Source organism: Ruegeria sp. BC3 (assembly GCF_056539265.1).
In genome coordinates this window covers 324,332-347,255 of record NZ_JBQFUP010000001.1, presented here as the reverse complement: position 1 = coordinate 347,255, position 22,924 = coordinate 324,332, and the positions used below count along the sequence as shown (strand labels likewise).

Genomic DNA, 22,924 nt, shown 5'->3' with positions numbered 1-22,924 from the left:
CAATGACTGGTGGGCGGCTTCCCGCCCACCAGGTTGACCAACCCCGACACTTTGGCCATGTATCAGGTAACTCCGGCTTCACGCAAAAGGATCAAAGATGTCCCGCACGTTGGTTACATTGGCTGCAACCCTGACAATTGTGTTCAGTTCTGGCGTCGCAATGGCTGGAAACGACAAGTCCAAAGGTGGTCATTGTCCCCCGGGTTTGGCCAAGAAAAGCATACCTTGCGTACCACCCGGTCAGGCGAAAAAATTCTACAATACTGGTGACTACATCACCCGCGATTACCGCTGGATCAATGATCCGTACCGCTATGGTCTGAACCGAGGTGGGTACTACGTTCGCGCGGGTGACTACGTGTATCGGGTCGACCCGGACACACACAAAGTTCTGAACCTGATTGGTGCAGTTGCTGACATCCTGAACTAAGGATAGCAGCCCCTATTCGGCCGCTACACGGGCATTCTTGAGCATAGGTTTAAGATACCGGCCGGTATGGCTGCGTTCGACCTCAGCCACTTTTTCCGGAGTACCGGTTGCCACGATCTCACCCCCGCCATCGCCGCCTTCGGGGCCGATGTCGATGATGTGATCCGCTGTTTTGACCACGTCCAGATTGTGTTCGATCACCACAACCGTATTCCCCTGATCCACCAGTTCGTGCAGCACTTCCAACAGTTTACGGACGTCTTCAAAGTGCAGCCCTGTGGTCGGTTCGTCCAAAATATAGAGCGTTCGTCCGGTTGAACGTTTGGACAGTTCCTTGGACAGCTTGACCCGCTGCGCCTCGCCCCCGGACAAGGTCGTGGCCTGCTGGCCGACCTTGATGTACCCCAGCCCAACACGCGCCAGCGCGTCCATCTTGTCGCGGATCGAGGGCACCGCCTTAAAGAACTCCTGCGCATCTTCCACTGTCATATCAAGCACATCTGCGATGGACTTACCCTTAAACTTGATCTCGAGTGTTTCGCGGTTGTACCGGGCGCCTTTGCAGGTTTCGCAAGTCACATAGACATCGGGCAGAAAGTGCATCTCAATCTTGATCACACCGTCGCCCTGACAGGCCTCACACCGGCCACCCTTGACGTTAAAGCTGAACCGCCCCGGCTTGTACCCGCGCGCTTTGGCCTCTGGCAGCCCGGCGAACCAGTCACGGATCGGGGTGAAGGCCCCTGTGTAAGTCGCTGGATTCGAACGCGGAGTCCGCCCGATCGGTCGTTGGTCAATGTCGATGACCTTGTCCAGATGCTCCAACCCTTTGATCGTCTCACAGGGCGCAGGCGTCTGTCGAGCGCCGTTCAGGCGCATCGAAGCCGTTTTGAACAGCGTTTCGATCGTGAGGGTCGACTTGCCACCACCAGAGACACCCGTGACGCAAACGAACTTGCCCAAGGGAAATTCTGCGGTCACGTTCCTGAGGTTGTTCCCGGTCGCTTTGACAACGGTCACTTTCTTCTTGTTGCCCTTCCGGCGCTCTGCGGGAACCGAAATCTCGCGCGTGCCGGACAGATACTGACCGGTCATCGAGGCCGCGTCCGCGGCGATTTCGGCAGGCGTGCCCTTGCTGACGACTTGGCCGCCATGCACACCGGCTCCGGGGCCGATGTCAAACACGTAGTCTGCCTCGCGAATGGCTTCCTCGTCATGCTCCACCACGATCACGGTGTTTCCCTGATCCCGTAGGTTTTTCAGGGTACCGAGCAATCGGTCATTATCGCGCTGATGCAGGCCAATGGAGGGTTCATCCAAAACGTAGAGGACGCCGGTCAGGCCCGAACCAATCTGGCTGGCCAAACGGATCCGTTGGCTTTCACCGCCGGACAAAGTGCCACTTGAACGCGACAGTGTAAGGTATTCCAAACCAACGTTATTCAGGAATCCAAGCCGCTCGCGGATTTCCTTGAGGATTGCACGGGCGATTTCGTTTTTCTGAACGCTCAGATGGTTCGGTGCGTCCTCGACCCAAGCCAGAGCTTCACGGATGGACATCTCGACCACCTGACCGACATGCAGGCCCGCGATCTTGACCGCAAGCGCCTCTGGTCGCAGGCGATACCCCTCGCACGTGCCGCAGGGTCGATTGTTCTGATACCTCTCGAATTCTTCACGAATCCACGCACTATCGGTTTCGCGATAGCGGCGTTCCATATTCGGAATCACGCCCTCAAAACTGCGGGTCACCTGATAGACACGCCCGCCCTCGTCATAGCGGAACTGAATCTCTTCGTCGCCTGAGCCACGCAGGAACACCTGCTGGACCTTGGCTGGCAGGTCTTTCCACGGCGTGTTCTTGTCGAATTCGTAATGCCGCGCAATCGCTTCGATGGTTTGCAGGAAGTAAGGCGACTTACCTTTGCGCCAGGGTGCCAGCGCCCCATCGAACAGTTTGAGCGTCTGGTCAGGCACCACAAGGCGTTCGTCAAAGAACAACTCGACGCCCAAACCGTCGCAATCTGGGCAAGCGCCAAACGGTGCGTTGAACGAGAACAGACGCGGTTCGATTTCGGGAATCGTGAAGCCGCTGACCGGACAGGCGAAGTTCTCACTGAACGTAATACGTTCCGGCTCACCCTCACGAGGGGCGGTTTCCAGAATCGCGATTCCATCGGCCAGGTCCAATGCAGTGCGCAGACTGTCAGCCAGCCGCGTTTCCATCCCTTCGCGCACGACAAGGCGATCTACGATGACATCAATGTCATGACGGAACTTCTTGTCCAGCGTGGGAGGCTCGTCCAGTTCGTAGAACTCACCGTCGACCTTTACACGCTGGAAACCCTGCTTGCGCAGTTCCAGGAACTCTTTTTTGTACTCACCCTTACGGTCACGTACGATCGGGGCCAGAAGATAGCCGCGCGTCCCCTCCTCCATCGTCATGATGCGGTCGACCATGTCCTGAACCTGCTGGGCCTCAATTGGAAGGCCGGTGGCAGGGCTGTAGGGTGTCCCTGCGCGGGCAAAAAGCAAGCGAAGGTAGTCATAAATCTCGGTCACGGTGCCGACGGTCGAGCGGGGGTTCTTCGAGGTCGTCTTCTGCTCGATAGAAATCGCGGGCGACAGGCCACTTATGTGGTCCACATCCGGCTTTTCCATCATGTCGAGGAACTGGCGCGCATAGGCCGACAGGCTTTCGACATAGCGACGTTGGCCTTCGGCATAGATCGTGTCAAAGGCCAAAGACGACTTGCCCGACCCGGACAAACCCGTGATCACCACAAGCTGATCCCGAGGAATATCGACGTCGATTCCCTTAAGGTTATGCTCGCGCGCGCCGCGCACCTCGATATTCTTAAGCTCAGCCATTTTGGCCCCCAACACACAAGTGTCTTAGAAATAGGCGAGCCGGGCTGAGTCTCCAACAGAAAAGTTAGAACAAAGTGTGAACAATCGGTTTATTGCCGACACATCCTGACATCACGCGCCGCAACCCATCGAACCAGGTTCGACACTCGGCTATCTTGGATGGGATGAAGAAGAAAATGGCGCGGTTGACGGGGCTCGAACCCGCGACCCCCGGCGTGACAGGCCGGTACTCTAACCAACTGAGCTACAACCGCGCATCTATTTTCGTGATCCCTTAACCCGGATCCAGGCTGACAGCAGTGGCGCGGTTGACGGGGCTCGAACCCGCGACCCCCGGCGTGACAGGCCGGTACTCTAACCAACTGAGCTACAACCGCCCGCTGTCCGTTCATCGCTGAACGTTTGGGTGTATTATGGCTACGCCCCGACATCGTCAAGCGGCGTTTTGAAGTTTTTTTGAAGAAGCTGATTTTTTCCGAATTGGTCCCCTGCCCGCGCCCCTGAAAAATCCGCTTTTTGTGTCTGCGAGCTGAATTCACGATGGCTCATCTTGCCAACCGTTCCGACTCGCTGTAATTGCACCGTCTACGGGTGATTAGCTCAGTGGTAGAGCGCTTCGTTCACATCGAAGATGTCAGGAGTTCAAATCTCTTATCACCCACCATTCCCCTTTTTAGCCTTTGTTCCAGCTAAGCACTTGAATTAGCAAAGCTTGCCAGATCGCGCGTCTGCTGCGTATCGTCCTTTTGTCCGCCGTATCCTTCAGCGGCGCGGATCGGCGGGGTTAACGAAGTGGCCAAACTGAAACGGGACATTGGCCTTATCGGCCTCACCTTCATTTCGGTTGGCGGAATCATCGGGTCTGGCTGGTTGTTCGGCCCGTTGCTTGCGGTTCAGCACGCGGGACCCGCGGCGATCCTGTCCTGGGTCATTGGTGCAGCTGCCATGTTCGTCTTGGCGATAACCTTTGCCGAGATCTCGGCCATGCTGCCCATTCCAGGAGGTATTGCGCGCGTTCCGCAGTTTTCGCACGGCAACATCGTTTCCATGGCAATGGGGTGGACCGCCTGGATTGGGTACAACACCACAGCCCCGATCGAGGTGGAGGCGATGCTGAAATACCTCGCGCCTTATGCGCCGTGGCTACATACCGCCGAAACGGGTGATCTGACCGGTGCGGGGATCACCGTGGCCTTGTTCTTCATGCTGCTTTTTGTGGTGATCAATGCGCTGGGTGTGAAGTTCTTCGCGCAGGTCAACGCGACCCTCACATGGGCCAAGATCGCTATCCCGATTGTGCTGTCGGTGCTTTTGATCGTCAGCCGGTTCGACACCGCCAACTTCACCTCACCGGGCGGTTTTGCACCATACGGCCTGCAGGGAATCATGGCAGCCGTTTCGACGGGCGGAGTGATTTTCTCGTTCATCGGCTTTCGCCATGTGGTCGACATGGCCGGCGAGGTCAAGAACCCCAAGGTCGCAATCCCGGCCGCGCTGGTGTTGTCCATCATACTGTGTGCCGCCATTTACATCGGGCTACAAATCGCCTTTATCGGCGCACTTGATCCGTCGATGATCCAGAACGGTTGGGCGAACCTGTCCTTTGGTGGACAAGGACCATTGGACGGGGTGATCCTGTCCGTCGGGATCGTCTGGTTTCTGAGCGTGCTGAACGTAGGCTCGATCATTGGTCCGTTTGGCAATGGCCTTGTGTCCACGGGGTCAAACGCGCGGATCGCACTGGCCTTATCTAAAAATGGTTTTCTCCCGAAACGGTTGCAAATGCTGTCTTCATTCGGGGTCCCGCTCTGGGCCCTGGCACTGAACTATCTGATCGGCGTGCTGTTTCTGCTTACGGTGCCGTTCACCACAGTCATCGCCCTGAATGGCGCGGCCATCGTGATGTCCTTTGCGGTCGGTCCCATCGCCGTTGTGTGCCTCCGTCACCTGATGCCGGATCACCCGAGGTCGATCCGCATCCCGATGGTGAAGATGGTAGCCATTTCCGCCTTCGCCATCGCAACCCTGATCGTTTATTGGAGCGGTTGGGACACCGTCTGGCGGCTTGGTATCGCCCTCATCGTCGGAGGCGCTCTCTTGCTGGCCCGGTTCCGTAAACGGCTGGATGAGATGGACGTGACCGAGGCCCTTTGGCTGGTACCCTACTTCGCTGGAATCGGTCTGATCTCATATCTGGGTCAGTTCGGGGAAGGCGCACAGAAACAGATCCCATTCGGATGGGACATCGCATTGTGCATCCTGTTTTCAGCTGTGATTTTCGGTCTTGCTGTGCGCTCGGCCCTGTCGGTCGAAAAGTTCCAGAAATACATCGCAGAAGAGGAAATTCTGGACCCCAAGCAACCCGTCATCGGGCTGTAAAAAAGGGCGGGGTCTCCCCCGCCTTTTCCGTTTCTTATTTGTCCCTAGTGCGTCGTCGCGGCTGGACCAGCGCTGTCCGCAGTCTTAGCAGCGGCAGCAGCGGCCTCTTCGGCGGCCTCATCCCATTCGATGGGCTCAGGCTCGCTTACCAGTGCCGCCTTCAGCACCTCGGACACGTGCTTGACCGGAATGATCTTCAAACCTTCCTTCACGTTGTCCGGGATATCGGCCAAGTCCTTCTCGTTCTCTTCCGGGATCAGGACGGTCTTGATTCCACCGCGCAGCGCCGCCAGCAGTTTCTCTTTCAAGCCACCGATCGGCATCGCATTGCCGCGCAACGAAACCTCACCCGTCATGGCGATGTCCTTACGGACCGGGATACCGGTCAGCACGGACACGATGGACGTCACCATGGCCAGGCCGGCAGAAGGACCATCCTTGGGCGTCGCCCCATCCGGCACGTGGACGTGGATGTCCAACTTGTCGAACTTGGGCGGCTTGACCCCGATCTGAGGCGAAATCGACCGTACATAGGACGAGGCCGCGTCGATGGATTCCTTCATCACATCGCCCAGCTTACCGGTGGTCTTCATCCGCCCCTTACCCGGCAGCTTCAGCGCCTCGATATGCAGCAGATCGCCGCCAACCGAAGTGTAGGCCAGACCTGTGACCACGCCGACCTGATCGTCCTGCTCGGCCAGACCATAGCGGTACTTCGGCACACCCAGGAACTCATCCAGGTTTTCCGGCGTCACGGTGATCTCGTCGGCTTCTTTCTTGACGATCTTGGTCAGCGATTTCCGGGCAACCTTGGCGATTTCACGTTCGAGGTTCCGTACGCCCGCTTCGCGGGTGTAGGTACGGATGATCTTCTGCAGCGCCTCATCAGTCAGTTCAAACTCCTTGGCTTTCAGACCATGGTTTTTGACTTGCTTGCTGATCAGGTGTTGCTTGGCGATCTCGCTCTTTTCCTCTTCGGTGTAACCGGCCAGCGGGATGATCTCCATCCGGTCCAGCAGAGGTCCAGGCATGTTGTAGCTGTTCGACGTGGTCAGGAACATCACGTTGGACAGGTCATATTCGACCTCCAGGTAGTGGTCCATGAACGTGCTGTTCTGTTCCGGGTCCAACACTTCCAGCATTGCCGAAGCAGGGTCGCCACGGAAATCCTGACCCATCTTGTCGATCTCGTCGAGCAGGATGAGCGGGTTCGTGGTCTTCGCCTTTTTCAGCGCCTGAATGATCTTGCCGGGCATCGAGCCGATATAGGTCCGACGGTGGCCACGAATCTCGGATTCGTCGCGCACGCCACCCAGCGAGATGCGAATGAACTCGCGCCCCGTCGCTTTGGCAACCGACTTACCAAGCGAGGTCTTACCAACGCCCGGAGGGCCAACGAGGCACAGGATCGGGCCTTTCAGCTTTTTCGAACGCTGCTGAACCGCCAGATACTCAACGATCCGTTCCTTGACCTTCTCAAGGCCATAGTGATCGGCATCCAGAATGTCCTGCGCACGTCCCAGATCCTTTTTGACGCGGGATTTGGTGCCCCACGGCAAGGCCAGGATCCAGTCCAGATAGTTGCGCACCACCGTCGCTTCGGCGGACATCGGGCTCATGTTGCGCAGCTTTTTCAGCTCGCCCTCGGCCTTTTCGCGCGCCTCTTTCGATAGCTTGGTCTCAGCGATCTTGGCTTCCAGCTCGGCGACTTCGTTGCTGCCGTCCTCACCATCGCCAAGTTCCTTCTGAATGGCCTTCATCTGCTCATTCAGATAGTATTCGCGCTGCGTCTTCTCCATCTGGGATTTGACGCGAGTCTTGATCTTTTTCTCGACTTGCAGAACCGACATTTCGCCCTGCATCAGGCCATAGACCTTTTCAAGCCGCTCGCTGACGCTGAGGGTTTCAAGCAGTTCCTGCTTTTGCTCAACCTCGATGCCCAGGTGACCCGACACAAGGTCAGCCAGTTTCGCGGGTTCGGTGGTTTCACCCACAGCGGTCAGAGCTTCCTCGGGGATGTTCTTGCGCACTTTGGCATAACGCTCAAACTCATCCGCCACCGTGCGCTGCAGCGCTTCGGTCGTGGTGACATCACCCGGAATTTCGGTCAAATACTCGGCGCGAGCCTCGAAAAAATCTTCGTTTTCAAGGAATTCCGTGATTTGCACACGTGCTTGGCCTTCGACCAGCACCTTTACGGTGCCGTCCGGCAGTTTCAGCAGTTGCAGCACATTAGCCAGCACACCCGACCGATAGATGCCATCAATGGTGGGGTCATCGTCGCTTGGGTCGATCTGACTGGACAACAGAATCTGCTTGTCGTCCTGCATCACTTCTTCCAGCGCACGGACGGATTTTTCCCGACCGACGAACAGCGGCACGATCATATGCGGGAAGACCACGATATCGCGCAGCGGCAGCACTGGGTATGAGGAGTTCAGGGGCTCTTGCATGCTCTATCCTTATCATTGGCAAGACGGCTCTGGTCCCTCATCGAGGCAACGCCCGGCCGTCTCCTGTCTTGGACGATTAAGGTGGGGCAGTATGTGCCCTATTTCAACCTCACCGCCATCTCTCGTGATGAGAATGACCCGAGGTGTTCGGGACTGCAAGGCACCTGATGGACTATTCGGCGATTTTGGTCATCAAATCGCTAAACGCCTATCAAAGCGGCTCGATATCCCCTTGCGCACGTTGTGCGTGGAAATCAGCTTGCCAGGCCTCAAAAGTACCGGCGGCAATCGCGTCGCGCATGCCCTGCATAATCTCTTGGAAGTAATGCAGGTTGTGCCAGGTCAACAGCATGCCCGAAATCATCTCGTTCGAGCGGAACACATGGTGCAAATACGCGCGGGAATAGTTCGAACACGCCGGACAGGTGCAGTGTTCATCCAGTGGGCGCGGGTCATCGGCGTGACGGGCGTTTTTGATGTTCACAACGCCGTGGCGGGTGAACACCTGCCCGGTGCGCCCCGAACGGGACGGCAGAACGCAATCCATCATGTCGATTCCGCGCGCAACTGCGCCAACGATGTCGTCGGGCTTACCGACGCCCATCAGATAACGCGGTTTATCTACGGGCAGCATATCGGGGGCAAAGTCCAGTACGTCGAACATCGCTTCCTGCCCCTCGCCCACGGCGAGACCGCCCACGGCATAGCCTTCGAAGCCAATCTCTTTCAGCGCCTCGGCCGATTCCTCGCGGAAATCCTGCTCAAGCCCGCCTTGTTGAATGCCAAACAAAGCATGGCCGGGACGATCCCCAAAAGCGTCACGCGACCGCTGCGCCCACCGCATCGACAGGCGCATCGATTCAGCGATGCGATCCCGATCAGCTGGCAACGCAGGACACTCATCGAAGCACATCACGATGTCCGACCCCAACAGACGCTGAATTTCCATCGACCTTTTCGGTGTCAATTCGTGCCGAGATCCGTCGATATGGGATTTGAAGGTCACACCCTTCTCGGTCAGCTTCCGCAGGCCTGCCAGCGACATGACCTGAAACCCGCCCGAGTCCGTGAGGATCGGGCGCTCCCAATTCATAAACTTGTGCAATCCGCCCAAACGGTCGATCCGCTCGGCTGTTGGACGCAGCATCAGGTGATAGGTATTGCCCAGCAGAATATCCGCGCCCGTCGCCCGCACGCTTTCCGGCATCATCGCTTTGACCGTAGCCGCTGTTCCAACCGGCATGAATGCGGGCGTACGAACTTCGCCGCGCGGAGTATGGATGACTCCGGTGCGGGCCTTGCCATCGGTAGCCTTCAGGTCGAAAGAGAAACGGTCTGTCATATGAATGCCTCAGGGTCGCTGAACCGGGCAGCAATTGCCCGATCTTAGCTTCTATTGCAAGCCGTCAGGGCAGTGTTGCGACACGCTCGGTGAACAACTCGACAACCCCTGCCCCGTCCACATCACGGCAAACGCGTATCGCTGGTCTGTCGGCATCCGGCAAAGTGGCCCCGGCTTGCGGTCCGTCCGCAATAACGCGAATACCGGTTTCCACCATCTCGAACATGGGCGCGTGCGTGCATGCAATCACAGCGGTTGAATCATGCAAACCGCAGCCTTCCAGGCCGCCAATGTCTTTGTAGAACTTCAGGTAAAACTTCGAGATGTCGCGCAGGAACCTGCCCATTTCGACCGAGCGTTCGGCCAGAGCCTCGAAATCCGCTGTTTCGTAAAGCGTCTTCAAAGTCACATCCAGCCCCACAAGAACCGTATCCGGTGGAGACGCAAACACCGCATCCGCCGCCTTTGCATCATGATAGATATTGGCTTCTGCGTGTTCGGTGATGTTGCCCGGGCAAAAGACCGCCCCACCCATGATCACCAACCGCTTGAGGTTGCTGGCGAACTCAGAATCCAACCGCATCGCATCAGCGATGTTTGTCAGCGGACCAACCGCACACACAACCAATTCGCCCTTATGCGCCCGTGCCTGATCCACCAGATACTCGGCAGCCGCCAAAGGGTGGTTCGATCCGATCTGCGGAATTTCGGTAATGTCGCCGAACCCTTCCGGGCCGTGCACATGCTCGGACGGGGCATGACCGTCGGTTTCCCAGGCCCAGGGCGCCCCTTCGGCAACCGGCGCATCCAAACCCAACTTATCCAACAAAAACCGTGCGTTGCGGCTGGATTGGTGAACGTGCGTATTGCCGAAGATGGTGGTCAGCCCGATCAAGTCAATATCAGGTGCTGCTGCGGCATAGGCGATGGCCATCGCGTCGTCGATGCCGGGATCAGTGTCAATTATCAGTTTCATCCCCGCCCGATAGCGCAATCGGAAGCTGGATGCAAAGCGGCCACATATGCAAATTTCCACTCTGGTAACACGGTTTCATCGATTTGCATCCGCTGCCATTCCCGCCATACCTGAGTTGAAATTAGGCGGAACAATCCCCAAGTGTATACCATAGTACACAAAAGTAGAGGACAGTTATGACAGAAGACCAGATCATTGGATTGCTGACATCAAACATCATTTACGTGCTCGCAGCGGTTCTAGTTATCGTCGTGATCTTCAAAGGCATCAAGATCGTGCCGCAATCTGAAAAATACGTGGTAGAGCGCTTTGGCCGCCTGCACTCGGTCCTTGGCCCGGGCATCAACTTTATCGTTCCGTTTCTGGACGTTGCACGTCACAAGATATCCATTCTGGAACGCCAGCTGCCTAACGCGACACAAGACGCGATCACCAAGGACAACGTTCTGGTCCAGATCGACACCTCGGTCTTCTATCGCATTCTTGAACCAGAGAAGACTGTGTACCGTATCCGCGACGTCGATGGTGCGATCGCAACGACAGTGGCGGGCATCGTGCGGGCCGAAATAGGTAAGATGGATCTGGACGAGGTCCAGTCGAACCGCGCCCAACTGATTACACGCATCCAGGAAAGCGTGGAAACGGCTGTCGACGATTGGGGCATCGAGGTGACACGCGCCGAAATTCTGGATGTAAATCTGGATCAGGCCACTCGCGATGCGATGCTGCAGCAGTTGAACGCCGAACGTGCCCGCCGTGCACAGGTGACAGAAGCCGAGGGTCAGAAGCGCGCGGTCGAACTGAACGCTGATGCGGAACTCTATGCCGCTGAACAAACAGCTAAAGCACGCCGTATCCAGGCTGAGGCCGAAGCATACGCAACCGGTGTCGTAGCCAAGGCCATTCAGGACAATGGGATCGAGGCCGCACAGTATCAGGTTGCCCTGAAACAGGTCGAGGCGCTGAACGCGCTTGGGGGTGGCAACGGATCGCAGACCATCGTGGTACCCGCGAATGCAATGGAAGCCTTCGGAGATGCGTTTAAGATGCTGAAAGGAACAAAGTAATGACTGATCCCTTCTGGCTGACATGGTGGATTTGGCTGGCCGGAGCTCTGGCTCTGGGCATTCTCGAGATCGTGCTGCCGGGGTTCATCTTTCTTGGCTTTGCGATTGGCGCGGCCGTTACAGGGCTTTTGCTTGTAATTCCGGGCTTTGCGCCGAGCCTGCCCGTGCTGCTGTTGGTCTTTGCCGTTCTGTCGCTTGTGGCCTGGTTGATCCTGCGGCGCATGTTCGCCCTGCCCCATGGCCAGGTAAAAACCTTCAACCACGATATCAACGAATGATCTAAGAACGCAGCGTCCGATGGTGCCACGGCACCACTGGACGCTGCCCTATGCTTTCCCTATATATTTGCTCAGGTAACAGCCCCGAGGCATGAATGACGCACCCAAGTGAACAGTTTGAAGGAACGCCTTTGATTGCACCTTCAACCATCGATCATCCACTATACGAGCCCGTGGTCGAGGCTTGCCGGACCGTCTTTGACCCCGAGATTCCCGTAAATATCTATGACTTGGGTCTGATCTATACGATCGACATCACCAAGGAAAACGCGGTCAAGGTGATCATGACACTGACAGCGCCGGGCTGCCCCGTTGCAGGCGACATGCCCGGCTGGATCGTCGAAGCCATCGAACCCGTCGCGGGCGTCAAAGAAGTTGATGTCGAACTGACGTGGGAGCCCCCCTGGGGTATGGAGATGATGTCGGACGAAGCCCGCCTAGAGCTGGGATTCATGTGATATCAGTTTAGGGTCACCCTCTAAGCCATTGAACAAAAAAAGCCGCCCGGCTTTCGGGCGGCTTGTTCTTTTGGAAAAGACGCGCAATCTATTCCACGTTGCAGGTCTCTTTGATTTCGGCCGCGCGTTCGTCCAGCGCTTTGACGTAATCGCCGTTCAGCATGCTGAGCCGCTTCTTTTCCGTCCCAGTCACTAACCCAAGCAACGCACCCGCTGGCGTGACTGCAATGATACTTTCTGCTTGCTGGTCCTGAGCGTGTTTCTTTTCGGACGCAATGGCTCTCAGATCACCCTCTGCGGTCGCGCAGTTCACCGGATGACGCTTTTCATCAGCGGCCGCAGCAGCACCTGCGGTTAAAAAAAAACCGCAAACGGTTTTCAATACTAGGTTTTTCAATGGAAACTGCCCGTGCTTAGTCATGTTAAATTGCCCTTTTTCTAACCCTTGGTGATCCTGAGTTCAGGCTAAGGTGAAGAAGGTATTTGGTGCAAGTTCCCTTTCGTCACCTCCTTCCGTCAGTCACATCACCATTAAATGTTAGGTCAGCAGGTCTGCTATGTCTTGAGCCTGACGCCTCCGAGCCCTAAATTGATGGTAACGTAGCGCAACGGAGATCACCATGTTTGGCATTCCCGGCAAACAAGCCGTGACAATGACGACAAAAGCAGCCGAGCAAATCGCACGCCTGATGGCGTCCGGCGGTCATGCCGGTTTGCGCATTGGTGTCAAAAAGGGCGGCTGCGCAGGCATGGAATACACCATGGACTACGTTGATGAGGCCGACACCAACGACGAAGTTGTTGAACAGGATGGTGCTCGGATCATGATCGCGCCGATGGCTCAGATGTTTCTGTTCGGGACCGAGATTGACTATGAGGTCTCGCTTTTGGAATCGGGCTTCAAATTCCGCAACCCGAACGTTGTCGACGCATGCGGCTGCGGCGAATCCATCAAGTTCGACGACGCGCTGTCCTCACAATCCTAAGCCTTCTGCAGGTGGACGTAAGTTTCATTGTACCGGTTCGTCAAATGCTCACCCGCGCTGATTGTTTGGCCTGACGCCGGCGGGGCCACGTTTGTATCGTAGGACGGGTTGAAAAATAGCGGCACGGAAATTCGTTCTTGCGTGCCGCCGACCACGCGATGCTCGGTCGCTTTGACCTGACCGGCGGTCCAGAATTCAAGCATCTCACCAAAGTTAATGATAAACGTACCGGGTTTGGCCGAGACTGGTTGCCATGTGTCGTCCGGCATACGGACCTCAAGCCCCGAGGATCCGTCTGTTGCCAACAAGGTCAGGCATCCGTAATCAGTATGTGCTGCGATACCAAAATCGTGCTCTCCGGCCCAAGTGGGGCGTTCCGGATAGAAATTTCCGCGCAACAGGGCCATGGGCGTGTCAAACGCTTTGTCAAAGCTGGTTTCATCGCGCCCCAAGGCGACAGCGATCGCCCTTAAAATCCGCATCGCCACGCTGCATGCGTCGCTGTAATAGCTCCGAATAGTGTTTTTAAATTCAACAGGATATTCAGGCCAAAGGTTCGGCGCGTAAACACTCAGCCCTTTGTCGGCATAAGGGTTATCTGGCGGCAGTTCATAGCCGCAGTCGAACACTTCCTTGAAATCCGGGTTGGCGTTGGGGTCGACCTGTTCGGATTGCGGTGCGCCCCACCCTCGGTTCGACCCAGTCACCGCCATGTCTACCGTCTTTTTCTGGACATCGGGCAAGTGAAAGAACTCCCGATAGGTTTCGATCACGTTGCGAACTTGGTCGGTGCGCAAACCGGTATTCGACACGGTCAGGAACCCCACCTCGCCCACTGCGCGCAGTAACTTGGCCAGCTCTGGCGTCTCGCGCCGGTCCAGTTTCTCCAGATCCAGATCATCGATCATCGGGCCCTCCTGTTTACCGAAAAGCCTGCCGTTGTGCCCGCGCCTTTGCAACCGGAATTGTCAGGTGCGGCCAGCGGTGCTATCCGAGGGCAAACAATGACTAATCTGGGGGTACGCGTTATGCGGCGTAAGTTGGCAGCAGGAAACTGGAAAATGAACGGCACCTCGGCTTCTTTGCCCGAGCTTCAGTCGCTGGCTACTTCTTATCCGAGCGCTTCGGTTGATGTTCTGATCTGCCCTCCTGCCACCTTGCTGCATCGGGCTGCAGACGTTGTGAAGGATACCGCGATCACTGTGGGCGGTCAGAATTGCCACGCGGCAGAGTCCGGCGCTCATACCGGAGACATCAGTGCTCAGATGTTGCTGGATGCAGGCGCGACCGCCGTCATTCTGGGGCATTCTGAGCGGCGTGAAGATCACGGCGAACAGAACGAGGACGTGCGTGCCAAGGCGCGTGTCGCCATGGACGCTGGCCTAAAAGCCATCATCTGCGTCGGCGAAAGCCTGGAACAGCGCGAAGCTGCTAACACTCTGGACATTATTGGGGGTCAGATGTCCGGCTCGATCCCCGACCAGTCGACAGGTGAAAATCTGATTGTCGCCTATGAGCCGATCTGGGCCATTGGCACCGGCAAGGTCCCGACCCTGGACGAGATCGGAGAGGTCCACGACTTTATCCGCGCCCGGCTCGAGCGGCGCTTCGGCGAAGGCGTCGGCCGCTCGGTCCGGTTGCTGTATGGCGGCTCGGTCAAACCGAGCAACGCCGGTGACATCTTTGCAGTCTCAAACGTAGATGGGGCCCTGGTAGGCGGCGCGAGCCTGAAAGCGCAGGACTTCTCAGGCATCATCGACGCACTGCAAAAAGCCTGAGGTCAGGCCAGTTTCATGGTGACCAACCCTGCAATGATCAGGGCCGCGGCGATCAGGCGGGGTGCAGTCAGCGCCTCGCCCAGAAACATCACGCCGACCATGAACGCTCCGACCGCGCCGATGCCTGTCCAGATCGTATAGGCTGTGCCCAGCGATAAATCCCGCATCGCGAGGGCCAGCAGCCCAAATGAGCCAATCATGGACACGCCCATCACAGCCGTGGGCCACACGCGCGAAAACCCGGCCGACTGTTTCATGGCAACCGCCCAAACGATTTCCAGAAGACCGGCGAACAACAACAATATCCAGGGCATAAGAACACCTCATTTCAGTTCGGGTCGTCCCGAATGATCAGCCAAAACGGCGAGGTCGTCCTCTGACCGCTAGATAAAATCTCTTGACCGTGATTCAAGGGGATGCGAGGTGCTGGGCGATACTAGCATCGGCAAACGATGCGTTTTGACCCTCAACTGCGTCTGGTTAGAACCTGCTCAGGTAAGGAAGAAGAATGGAAAGTGCCGCCCGGAAATCACCAAAGACATGCATCATCTGCATGAAATGGGGCGACGCTTTCGGTCCTGACTATGTCAATCTGCTGTATGCTGCGGTTCAAGACCATATGTCGATGGACCACGACTTTATCTGTATCACCGACAATGCCGAAGGGTTAAAGCCAGGCATCAAGGTTGTCCCGCTTTCCTTCCCCCAGCTTGAAAGAGACCTATGGGTTCACGGCAAATGGCCCAAGCTGTTGATGTTCGACCGCGAGATTGTCGGAGAGTACGTCGCCGCGCTGTTTCTCGACCTGGATCTGGTCGTCACCGGGCAGTTGGACCCGCTGTTGACGATCATGCTGGAAAAAGGCGGCCTGTATCTGATGCCCAAGTTCCGCGGGCTTGTCTGGCGCATGATCCCCGCCGTGATCTGGGACCGGATTCCGTGGTTCATGAACAAAGTGACACGTGGTAATTCCTCGATCGTTGGGTACGTCCCGGCCGAGCAGTTTCACCTGTTCGATGACTTCGACGGGGCCAAGGACCTGCCGAAATATGAAAATGACCAGAATTACATCTCGGCGCTTGCGACGAACCGGAAATGCTATCCCAAGAATTGGTGCATCGGCATTATCCATCTGGTCTACTACTGGCCATTTGGCCTGATCTTCAAAAAGTACAAAAAGCGACCCAAAAGGCCGAAGATCGTGATCTTCAATGGCCGCCCCAACCCAAATGAGCTGTTGGATGACAGCATCGGTTATTGGGGATCACGCCGCCGCCGCGCTTATGGCGGGATAGAATGGGTCGCGGACTACCTGAACAAGTACAGTGCATGAAAAAAGGCCGGGTCTGGCGAAGCCCCGGCCTTTATTTGGTAGCGTGTATCGCTAGTTCGTTATTATCTCCGGCCCCATGAAGGTGTTCGGCAGGAAGGTCGATATCCAAGGTATGTACGTCACCATGATCAGGAAGACGAACAGAACCGCCAGGAATGGCAGCGCCGCCTTCACAACGCTCATCATTGGCATACCGGCGACGCCCGACGTCACGAAGAGGTTCAGACCAACCGGAGGCGTGATCATCCCGATTTCCATGTTCACAACCATGATGATACCCAGATGGATCGGGTCGATGCCCAGCTCGATCGCAATCGGGAAAACCAGCGGTGCCACGATAACCAACAGGCCCGACGGCTCCATGAACTGACCGCCGATCAGCAGGATGACGTTGACCACGATCAGGAAGGTCACCGGCCCCAAACCTGCCGACAGCATGGCACTGGCGATGTGCTGCGGCACTTGCTCGTCTGTCAGTACGTGTTTCAGGATCAGCGCGTTGGCGATGACGAACAGCAACGTCACGGTCAATTTGCCAGCCTCAAACAGCGTATGCTTGGTATCGGGATGGAAGAACGCCGTGAGCAGTGCATATGGCTTCTTCAGCAACGGCAGGTTCGGTTTGCCCTCTTCCGTGCTAAGCGGCCCCATGTCCTTGTACACAAAGCTAGCGATAAAGAAGGCATAAACGGCAGCAACCGCAGCGGCCTCGGTCGGGGTGAAGATACCGCCATAAATACCGCCCAGAATGATCACGATCAGGAACAAGCCCCACCCGGCTTCGCGCGCTGAGACAAAGATCTCACCCCAGCCTTTCCAGTCGCCTTTGGGCAGGTTTTTGACCTTGGCCATGACGTAGATTGTGACCATCAGCATCAGGCCCGCCATCAAGCCGGGAATAACGCCCGCCAGGAACATGCGTCCGACTGAGACCTCAACAGCTGCAGCGTAGACCACCATCACGATGGATGGCGGGATCAGGATGCCCAGCGTACCCGCGTTACAGATCACACCAGCTGCGAATTCTTTCGAGTACCCGACCTGACGCATCCCTGCGATCACGATCGAACCGATAGCGACCACAGTGGCCGGAGAGGACCCGGAAAGCGCGGCAAACAGCATACAGGCGAACACGCCCGCAATCGCCAGGCCGCCCGGCAAATGACCCACACAAGCAATCGAGAACCGGATGATACGCCGCGCCACGCCGCCTGTCGTCATGAAGGACGACGCGAGGATGAAGAACGGGATCGCCAGCAGCGTAAAGTGCCCCTCGAACGCCTCGAACAGTGTACCCGCGACGGAGGCCAGCGAACTGTCGGAATAGATCAGCAGGAACAGAGTCGAGCTGAGGCCAAGCGCCACGGCAATCGGAACCCCGATCAGCAACAGGCCGATGACCATCGAGAATAGAAGTACGACGTCCATTAGTCATGCTCTCCTTGCTGAGCGCGGACTTCTTCGATCTCGTCCTCGACTTCGTGGCTGGCGACAAGACGGTCTGTCTCGCCACGCCAGATTTGTACTGCAACTTGGGCAAAGCGGATCACCAGCAGCAGCATTGAGACCGGCAGCACCAGATACGGCACCACCTTGGGCAGCTTTTCATAGCCCTCGCCATAGTTGATCAGGTCTTCCAGAAAGCGCAGCGGCGCGACCATGGGGATATCGTCCACCTCGTAAAAGCTCTGGCTGCGGGCGTCGAAATTGAACCCGGTCGGGAACCAGCGGCCCGAGGTAGGCGGCAAGTCCGCAAACACGGCCCAATAGTCATATGAGCCTTTCAGCAGCAGCAGTGAAAATACCAGACAGCACCCAACCGCGATCAGCGCCAGAATGCGGCGTGGTGCCGGGGCCAACATGTTCAGGATGGCGTCCACACCCAGATGCGCATGTTTCTTGACGGCGTAGGATGCACCCAGAAGAACAAGCCAGCCAAAGGTGAACACCGTTAGCTCAAGCGCCCACAAGATGTTGGAATTAAAAACAAAGCGCGCGATCACATTGGCGAAGGTCACGACCGTCATCAGGCCCAGCAACGCCGCAATCATGGTCTCTTCGATATGGTCGACCAGCCCGCCTTGGCCGGGTTTCGAACCAGACATTTATCTGTCCCCACATTATTGGTGATGAGAGTAAGGTTGGCGGGCCTCTATACGGCCCGCCCGGCCCACGCGTCGATTACTCCCCAGTGCCCGGACGCGCAGCCTGTGTATCGGGATTAGAACCCGGCGTTGATCGCCTGAGCGGCGTCGATCTTGTCCTGACCAACGTCACCCGCGAATTGATCCCAAACGGGCTTCATCGCATCGACCCAAGCCTGACGCTGTTCAGGATTCAGTTCCCGAATGATGCCGCCCGCGTCTGTGATCGAGGCTTTGGCCGCTTCGTTCACGGCAAAGGCTTCTTTGTTCCGCGTCTCGGTTACTTCGGCCAGAATGGTCATGAACTGATCGCGTACCGCAGGATCCAGGCTGTCCAGCCAATCCACCGAGGTCACGACCAGATAGTCGATGATCCCGTGGTTGGTTTCGGTGATACCATCCTGCACCTCAAAGAACTTCTTGCCGTAGATGTTCGACCAGGTGTTTTCCTGCCCGTCCACAACGCCCTGCTGCAGCGCGCCGTACACTTCCGAGAACGCCATTTTCTGCGGGCTGCCACCGATCGCTTCCATCTGAGCCACCAGAACGTCCGAAGACTGAACGCGGAATTTCAGGCCATCAGCGTCAGCCGGATCGACCAGCGGTTTGTTCGCCGACATCTGCTTCATGCCATTGTGCCAGAAGGCCAGACCTTGCAGGCCGCGGCGCTGCATGCTGTCTTTCATCGCCTGTCCATCAGCCGAGGCCTGGAACGCGTCGACAGCGTCGATGTTCTTGAACATGAACGGCAGGTCGAACAGACGGAACTGCTTGGTGAACTTCTCGAACTTCGACAGCGACGGTGCGGCCAGTTGCACATCGCCCTGCAGCATCGCCTCAAGCACCTTGTCGTCGTTGTAAAGCGTGGAGTTCGGATAGACCTCCATGCACATCACGCCGTTCATCTCGTCATTGACGCGCTGCTCCAGCAATGATGCTGCGATGCCCTTGGGGTGTTTGTCCGTGTTCGTAACATGCGCGAACTTGACCACGATCTCGCCATCGTCACAGGCGGCCATGGCGGCCGATGCCGTAACGCTCAGTGCCAGAGCTGTAGCAGCAGTAGTAAGGAATTTCATCTGTCTTTTCCTCCCAGACTTCCGTGAAACCTTTCGTCGACGCCCAAAAAAACGCCGCATGCCGCGAAGTGAACCGAATCGCGGATCACCGCTCAACTTTTTGTTTAAACTTTCACCACATCAGACTTTTTTGTTTAATTTCTAAACCTTACAACGAAACCCCAAGCTGCCTTGTGGCGGCGCTTCTAACTACTGTGCGGAAATCCGCACATGCCAAGGCCATGCTGTGCGGATTTCCGCACGGGTCGCGAATCAAATGAGACAACGCGCAGGACTGATTCTCACAAGAACGACCGCAGCCCGCATCAGCGGGCTGCCCGGCCCAACGGCTTTAAACGCATGTAAATGCGGCCAAAGCCGGCGGGAGCGTTCCTAGCGGCGATAGTCCTCAGGGCGAATCTGATAGCGCGCCAGTTTGTCATAAAACGTCTTGCGCGGAAGCTTCAACGCTTTGGCAGCATCCGCTGCTTTGCCGTTGTGCCGCCCCAGTGCGGCGATCAGCAGCGACCGTTCGACCCGCGCCATCTGCTCACTCAATCCCAGATCAGTTCCACGCGCGACTTCTTCGGGCATACCAAGAACGAACCGCATTGCGGCTGACATTAAAGACCGTGCATTCCCCGGCCAATCGCTGGCCATTAGGGATGCCAAATGTTCCGACGTAATCTCGGGCTCGGCAATACCGGCCTGTTCCGCGGCTTGCGCAACGTAGTGACGAAAGATGATCGGAATGTCCTCAGGGCGTTCGGCCAACGACGGTATACGCACGCGCATGACATCCAACCGGTAAAACAGGTCTGCACTGAACCCGCCTTGCTCTGACAAAACCGCCAGATCGGCCGTTGTTCCAGCCACAATGCGGGCGCCGGGTCCCTGCTCGACCAGTTCCAAAGCAGCGTATTGCGTCGCCTCCGGCATGGCCGAGACCTCGTCCAGAAACAATGACCCGCCGGCCGCATCTTCACAGACCCGCGCCAGACCATCGGGCGTCAGCCCTGACGCCGGGCGTTTCACAAACGGCCCCTGCCCAAAGGGGGACATCAGATGCACCACCTCGGCCACCTTGGAAATCCCACTGCCCGGCGGTCCGGTGACCAACACCTCGGCTTTCGTAGGCGCGACGGACCGGACCCGTTCCCTTAACGCCTCGGCTTGCGCAGACAAGCCGAACAGTAACCGTGCCGCTGGGTCGCCGCGCTCAAGCTCGGATTTCAGGGCGCGCTGTTCGATCACCTGCGTACGAGCCTCGAACGCGCGCTCCAACACTGACAGCAGGTCGGCTGCGGCGCAGGGTTTCTCCAAAAAGTCGAACGCACCCTGACCCATGGCCTGCACGGCCATCGGTATGTCGCCCTCTCCGGTCAGCAGGATAACGGGCAGTTCTGGATCGACGTCGCGGGCGTAGGTCAACAGATGAAATCCGTCACGACCGGGCATTCGAATGTCCGAAACGATGACTCCGGGAAAGTCCGCCCGAATATGATCCTTGGCCGCAACGAACGATCCTGCCGTTACCGGATCGTAATCCGCAAGCTCCAACGTCTGCGCCAAGGCTTCGCGCACAGCGGCATCGTCATCGACCAGTAGAATTTTCCGCGTCATGCGACCTCGTGCTCTGTGAAAGGCTCAAGCTCGACTGTGAACTCTGCGCCGGTTTCCAGATTGGTGCCCCGGATATTACCGCCAAAGCTTTGAACCAGACCATAGGAGATCGATAGCCCCAGCCCCATCCCCTCGGACGATCCAACGGCTTTGGTGGTGTAGAACGGCTCGAACAGTTTTTCCGAGTTCTCAATGCCCGGCCCGATGTCGCGCACGGTCACGGCCAGTTTGTCTCTGGCTTCGATCCTGATGCGGATTAGCCGGTCGTCCTGTCCGCTCATGGCGTCTGCGGCGTTGTTGATCAGGTTGACAAAAACCTGAACCAAACGCACCTCGCCGCCCCAGGCGTAGACAGGGTTCTTAGGCGGCGCCCAGTCCAAGCGCACATCCTCAGTCCGCAGCCGCGCCTCGGTCAGTTCGACCGCCGTGTCGATCACCTGCACCAGATTGACCTTGCCCATCGGTTCGCTTTCGTTGCGGGCAAAGGCGCGCAGGTTCTTGATGATCCGCGCCATTCGAGCGGCCATGGCAGAGATACGCGTCAGGTTTTCCGAGGCTTTCTCCTCGCGCCCGCGCGACAAGAACGCGGACCCGTTATCTGCGAATTGCTGGATCGCCATCAGCGGTTGGTTCAACTCATGACTGATACCCGCCGACATTTGCCCCAAAGCGCTTAGCTTTCCGGCCTGAATCAGCTCCTCCTGCGCGTGTTTGAGGGCGGCCTCGGCATCTTCGCGTTCACGCACTTCACGTCGCAAGGCCATGTTGGCGGCGGTCAAAGCCTGCGTGCGTTGCGCAACACGCGTTTCAAGAACAGCGTTCGCCTCAGCCAAGGTGCGCCGACGTTCCGTCGCCAAATACAGAAGCGCACCAAAGGCCAGGCAGATCGCGGCTACGGTGGCCGCCTGCAACCCCGCCAGACGCTGTGCAGGGGCCACGTCCACTAGCACTTCGGCTGTCATGTCAATGACCGGCAGCTCCAACATCAGGTGCAGGGCCCGGCTTGGCAGGTAACGGCCCCAGTTCAGGTTCCAAACCTCATGCGGGCCCACAAGAACCGAGGCGAAATCGACGTCCTCTCCGCTCGGCGGCGTGAGACCCAACTGTCCTTCGTCCCGCTGCCAGAATAGTAGGTCCGAGCGGTTTGAGATAAAGACAATGCCGTCGCCATCAATGAAAAACACCGCCTCGGTACTGCCGCGCCAGGTCTGTTCCACATCCTGCACATCGGCCACAACGATCAGCGCACCTTCGACCCGACCATCAAGGCCAAAGGTTGGGGCCGCGTATGAATAGGTGCGATCCCCGCTGACATCCACGACCCCGTGCGCGCTCCCCATAGCGCCCTGCATGGCGCGCTGAAACGCCGGATGGTCGGACATGCTTTCCTGAGCGATTGGCTGGGCCGAGGCCAGCACCCTACCGCTGCGGTCCAGATACATCATGTTAACGGCCGAGGTCTTGTCGGCCACGTCCAACAGTATCGCCCGCGCCGCCCGTTTCTGTGCAGGTGTTTCAAGTCTTTGCAGGACCGGATGCGTGGCCATCAGCACCGCCAATTCCTGATAAACCTGCATCTGAGTGCTCAGCCGGTCCGCGGCCAGTTCCAGATCAGCCTCGGCCTTTTCGCTCAGCTGCGACAGCGCCTGACGATAGCCATAGGACCAGACACCAGCGGACAACAGCCCGACGGCACACAGAAATCCCAGGATGACCCAAACTCGGTGCATGACATAGGGTCTTGCATT

At 57.4% G+C, this 22,924-nt stretch carries 20 protein-coding genes and 3 tRNA genes; 9 read left to right on the top strand and 14 right to left on the bottom strand.

The features are described from left to right. Nucleotides 1-97 precede the first annotated feature (97 nt). Nucleotides 98-430 (top strand): hypothetical protein, encoded by a 333-nt coding sequence (locus tag ACR0MV_RS01660; RefSeq protein ID WP_480700789.1) that lies wholly within the window; start codon nt 98-100, stop codon nt 428-430. 12 nt (nt 431-442) lie between these two features. Here ACR0MV_RS01660 and uvrA read toward each other — a convergent pair whose 3' ends face one another. The 3 genes from uvrA to ACR0MV_RS01645 all read right to left on the bottom strand — a co-directional run bounded on the left by uvrA (nt 443) and on the right by ACR0MV_RS01645 (nt 3,678). Continuing rightward, nucleotides 443-3,301, bottom strand: a complete 2,859-nt coding sequence (gene uvrA, locus ACR0MV_RS01655; protein ID WP_480700788.1) for an excinuclease ABC subunit UvrA — start codon at nt 3,299-3,301, stop codon at nt 443-445. Nucleotides 3,302-3,478: 177 nt separating this feature from the next. Further along, a tRNA-Asp gene (locus tag ACR0MV_RS01650) sits at nt 3,479-3,555 on the bottom strand. A 46-nt stretch (nt 3,556-3,601) separates the two neighbouring features. Next, nucleotides 3,602-3,678: transfer RNA gene (locus ACR0MV_RS01645), tRNA-Asp, on the bottom strand. Nucleotides 3,679-3,890: 212 nt separating this feature from the next. Between ACR0MV_RS01645 and ACR0MV_RS01640 the strand changes: the two genes are divergently transcribed. After that, nucleotides 3,891-3,965: transfer RNA gene (locus tag ACR0MV_RS01640), tRNA-Val, on the top strand. 128 nt (nt 3,966-4,093) lie between these two features. Beyond that, a complete protein-coding gene (locus ACR0MV_RS01635) occupies nt 4,094-5,680 on the top strand; it encodes an APC family permease (RefSeq protein WP_480700787.1) in 1,587 nt (528 codons plus the stop codon). A 44-nt stretch (nt 5,681-5,724) separates the two neighbouring features. On the opposite strand, the gene lon is transcribed toward ACR0MV_RS01635, so the two are convergent. The 3 genes from lon to ACR0MV_RS01620 all read right to left on the bottom strand — a co-directional run bounded on the left by lon (nt 5,725) and on the right by ACR0MV_RS01620 (nt 10,451). After that, nucleotides 5,725-8,133 (bottom strand): endopeptidase La, encoded by a 2,409-nt coding sequence (gene lon / locus ACR0MV_RS01630; RefSeq protein WP_480700786.1) that lies wholly within the window; start codon nt 8,131-8,133, stop codon nt 5,725-5,727. Nucleotides 8,134-8,344: 211 nt separating this feature from the next. Beyond that, on the bottom strand, nt 8,345-9,475 hold the full coding sequence (gene tgt / locus ACR0MV_RS01625; protein WP_480700785.1) for a tRNA guanosine(34) transglycosylase Tgt: 1,131 nt from the start codon (nt 9,473-9,475) through the stop codon (nt 8,345-8,347). Between the two features lie 64 nt (nt 9,476-9,539). Next, the gene (locus tag ACR0MV_RS01620; protein ID WP_170425252.1) at nt 9,540-10,451 is read right to left on the bottom strand and encodes a nucleoside hydrolase; all 912 of its coding nucleotides are present in this window, start codon (nt 10,449-10,451) and stop codon (nt 9,540-9,542) included. 176 nt (nt 10,452-10,627) lie between these two features. Here ACR0MV_RS01620 and ACR0MV_RS01615 point away from each other — a divergent pair, with 176 nt between their 5' ends. The 3 genes from ACR0MV_RS01615 (at nt 10,628) to ACR0MV_RS01605 (ending at nt 12,254) form a co-directional block, all read left to right on the top strand. Next, nucleotides 10,628-11,518: an SPFH domain-containing protein gene (locus ACR0MV_RS01615; RefSeq protein ID WP_480700784.1), complete on the top strand. Its 891-nt coding sequence runs from the start codon at nt 10,628-10,630 to the stop codon at nt 11,516-11,518. Continuing rightward, nucleotides 11,518-11,796 (top strand): NfeD family protein, encoded by a 279-nt coding sequence (locus ACR0MV_RS01610; RefSeq protein ID WP_170425258.1) that lies wholly within the window; start codon nt 11,518-11,520, stop codon nt 11,794-11,796. Before ACR0MV_RS01615 ends, ACR0MV_RS01610 begins: the two co-directional genes overlap by 1 nt. Nucleotides 11,797-11,891: 95 nt before the next feature. Continuing rightward, nucleotides 11,892-12,254, top strand: coding sequence for an SUF system Fe-S cluster assembly protein (locus ACR0MV_RS01605; RefSeq protein WP_170425261.1), 363 nt, complete (start codon nt 11,892-11,894; stop codon nt 12,252-12,254). A gap of 88 nt (nt 12,255-12,342) precedes the next feature. Here ACR0MV_RS01605 and ACR0MV_RS01600 read toward each other — a convergent pair whose 3' ends face one another. Continuing rightward, nucleotides 12,343-12,567, bottom strand: coding sequence for a hypothetical protein (locus tag ACR0MV_RS01600; protein WP_174823311.1), 225 nt, complete (start codon nt 12,565-12,567; stop codon nt 12,343-12,345). A gap of 307 nt (nt 12,568-12,874) precedes the next feature. Between ACR0MV_RS01600 and ACR0MV_RS01595 the strand changes: the two genes are divergently transcribed. Continuing rightward, nucleotides 12,875-13,240, top strand: coding sequence for a HesB/IscA family protein (locus ACR0MV_RS01595; RefSeq protein ID WP_480700783.1), 366 nt, complete (start codon nt 12,875-12,877; stop codon nt 13,238-13,240). On the opposite strand, the gene ACR0MV_RS01590 is transcribed toward ACR0MV_RS01595, so the two are convergent. Then, the gene (locus ACR0MV_RS01590; RefSeq protein ID WP_480700782.1) at nt 13,237-14,148 is read right to left on the bottom strand and encodes an isopenicillin N synthase family dioxygenase; all 912 of its coding nucleotides are present in this window, start codon (nt 14,146-14,148) and stop codon (nt 13,237-13,239) included. The genes ACR0MV_RS01595 and ACR0MV_RS01590 overlap by 4 nt on opposite strands. Nucleotides 14,149-14,268: 120 nt before the next feature. Between ACR0MV_RS01590 and tpiA the strand changes: the two genes are divergently transcribed. After that, nucleotides 14,269-15,018, top strand: a complete 750-nt coding sequence (gene tpiA, locus ACR0MV_RS01585) for a triose-phosphate isomerase (RefSeq protein ID WP_170425621.1) — start codon at nt 14,269-14,271, stop codon at nt 15,016-15,018. A gap of 2 nt (nt 15,019-15,020) precedes the next feature. Here the strand turns inward: tpiA and ACR0MV_RS01580 are convergent, their stop codons facing one another. After that, complete coding sequence (locus tag ACR0MV_RS01580) at nt 15,021-15,332, bottom strand: DMT family transporter (protein ID WP_170425272.1); 312 nt, start codon at nt 15,330-15,332, stop codon at nt 15,021-15,023. A gap of 194 nt (nt 15,333-15,526) precedes the next feature. Between ACR0MV_RS01580 and ACR0MV_RS01575 the strand changes: the two genes are divergently transcribed. Continuing rightward, a complete protein-coding gene (locus tag ACR0MV_RS01575) occupies nt 15,527-16,351 on the top strand; it encodes a hypothetical protein (protein WP_480700781.1) in 825 nt (274 codons plus the stop codon). Nucleotides 16,352-16,402: 51 nt separating this feature from the next. Here the strand turns inward: ACR0MV_RS01575 and ACR0MV_RS01570 are convergent, their stop codons facing one another. The 5 genes from ACR0MV_RS01570 to ACR0MV_RS01550 all read right to left on the bottom strand — a co-directional run bounded on the left by ACR0MV_RS01570 (nt 16,403) and on the right by ACR0MV_RS01550 (nt 22,906). Further along, the gene (locus ACR0MV_RS01570) at nt 16,403-17,779 is read right to left on the bottom strand and encodes a TRAP transporter large permease (RefSeq protein ID WP_480700780.1); all 1,377 of its coding nucleotides are present in this window, start codon (nt 17,777-17,779) and stop codon (nt 16,403-16,405) included. Continuing rightward, on the bottom strand, nt 17,779-18,456 hold the full coding sequence (locus ACR0MV_RS01565) for a TRAP transporter small permease (protein ID WP_170425281.1): 678 nt from the start codon (nt 18,454-18,456) through the stop codon (nt 17,779-17,781). Before ACR0MV_RS01565 ends, ACR0MV_RS01570 begins: the two co-directional genes overlap by 1 nt. 116 nt (nt 18,457-18,572) lie before the next feature. After that, complete coding sequence (locus ACR0MV_RS01560; protein WP_480700779.1) at nt 18,573-19,574, bottom strand: DctP family TRAP transporter solute-binding subunit; 1,002 nt, start codon at nt 19,572-19,574, stop codon at nt 18,573-18,575. A gap of 372 nt (nt 19,575-19,946) precedes the next feature. Further along, nucleotides 19,947-21,176, bottom strand: coding sequence for a sigma-54-dependent transcriptional regulator (locus ACR0MV_RS01555; RefSeq protein WP_170425288.1), 1,230 nt, complete (start codon nt 21,174-21,176; stop codon nt 19,947-19,949). Continuing rightward, nucleotides 21,173-22,906, bottom strand: a complete 1,734-nt coding sequence (locus ACR0MV_RS01550; protein WP_170425291.1) for a sensor histidine kinase — start codon at nt 22,904-22,906, stop codon at nt 21,173-21,175. Before ACR0MV_RS01550 ends, ACR0MV_RS01555 begins: the two co-directional genes overlap by 4 nt. Nucleotides 22,907-22,924: the final 18 nt, after the last annotated feature.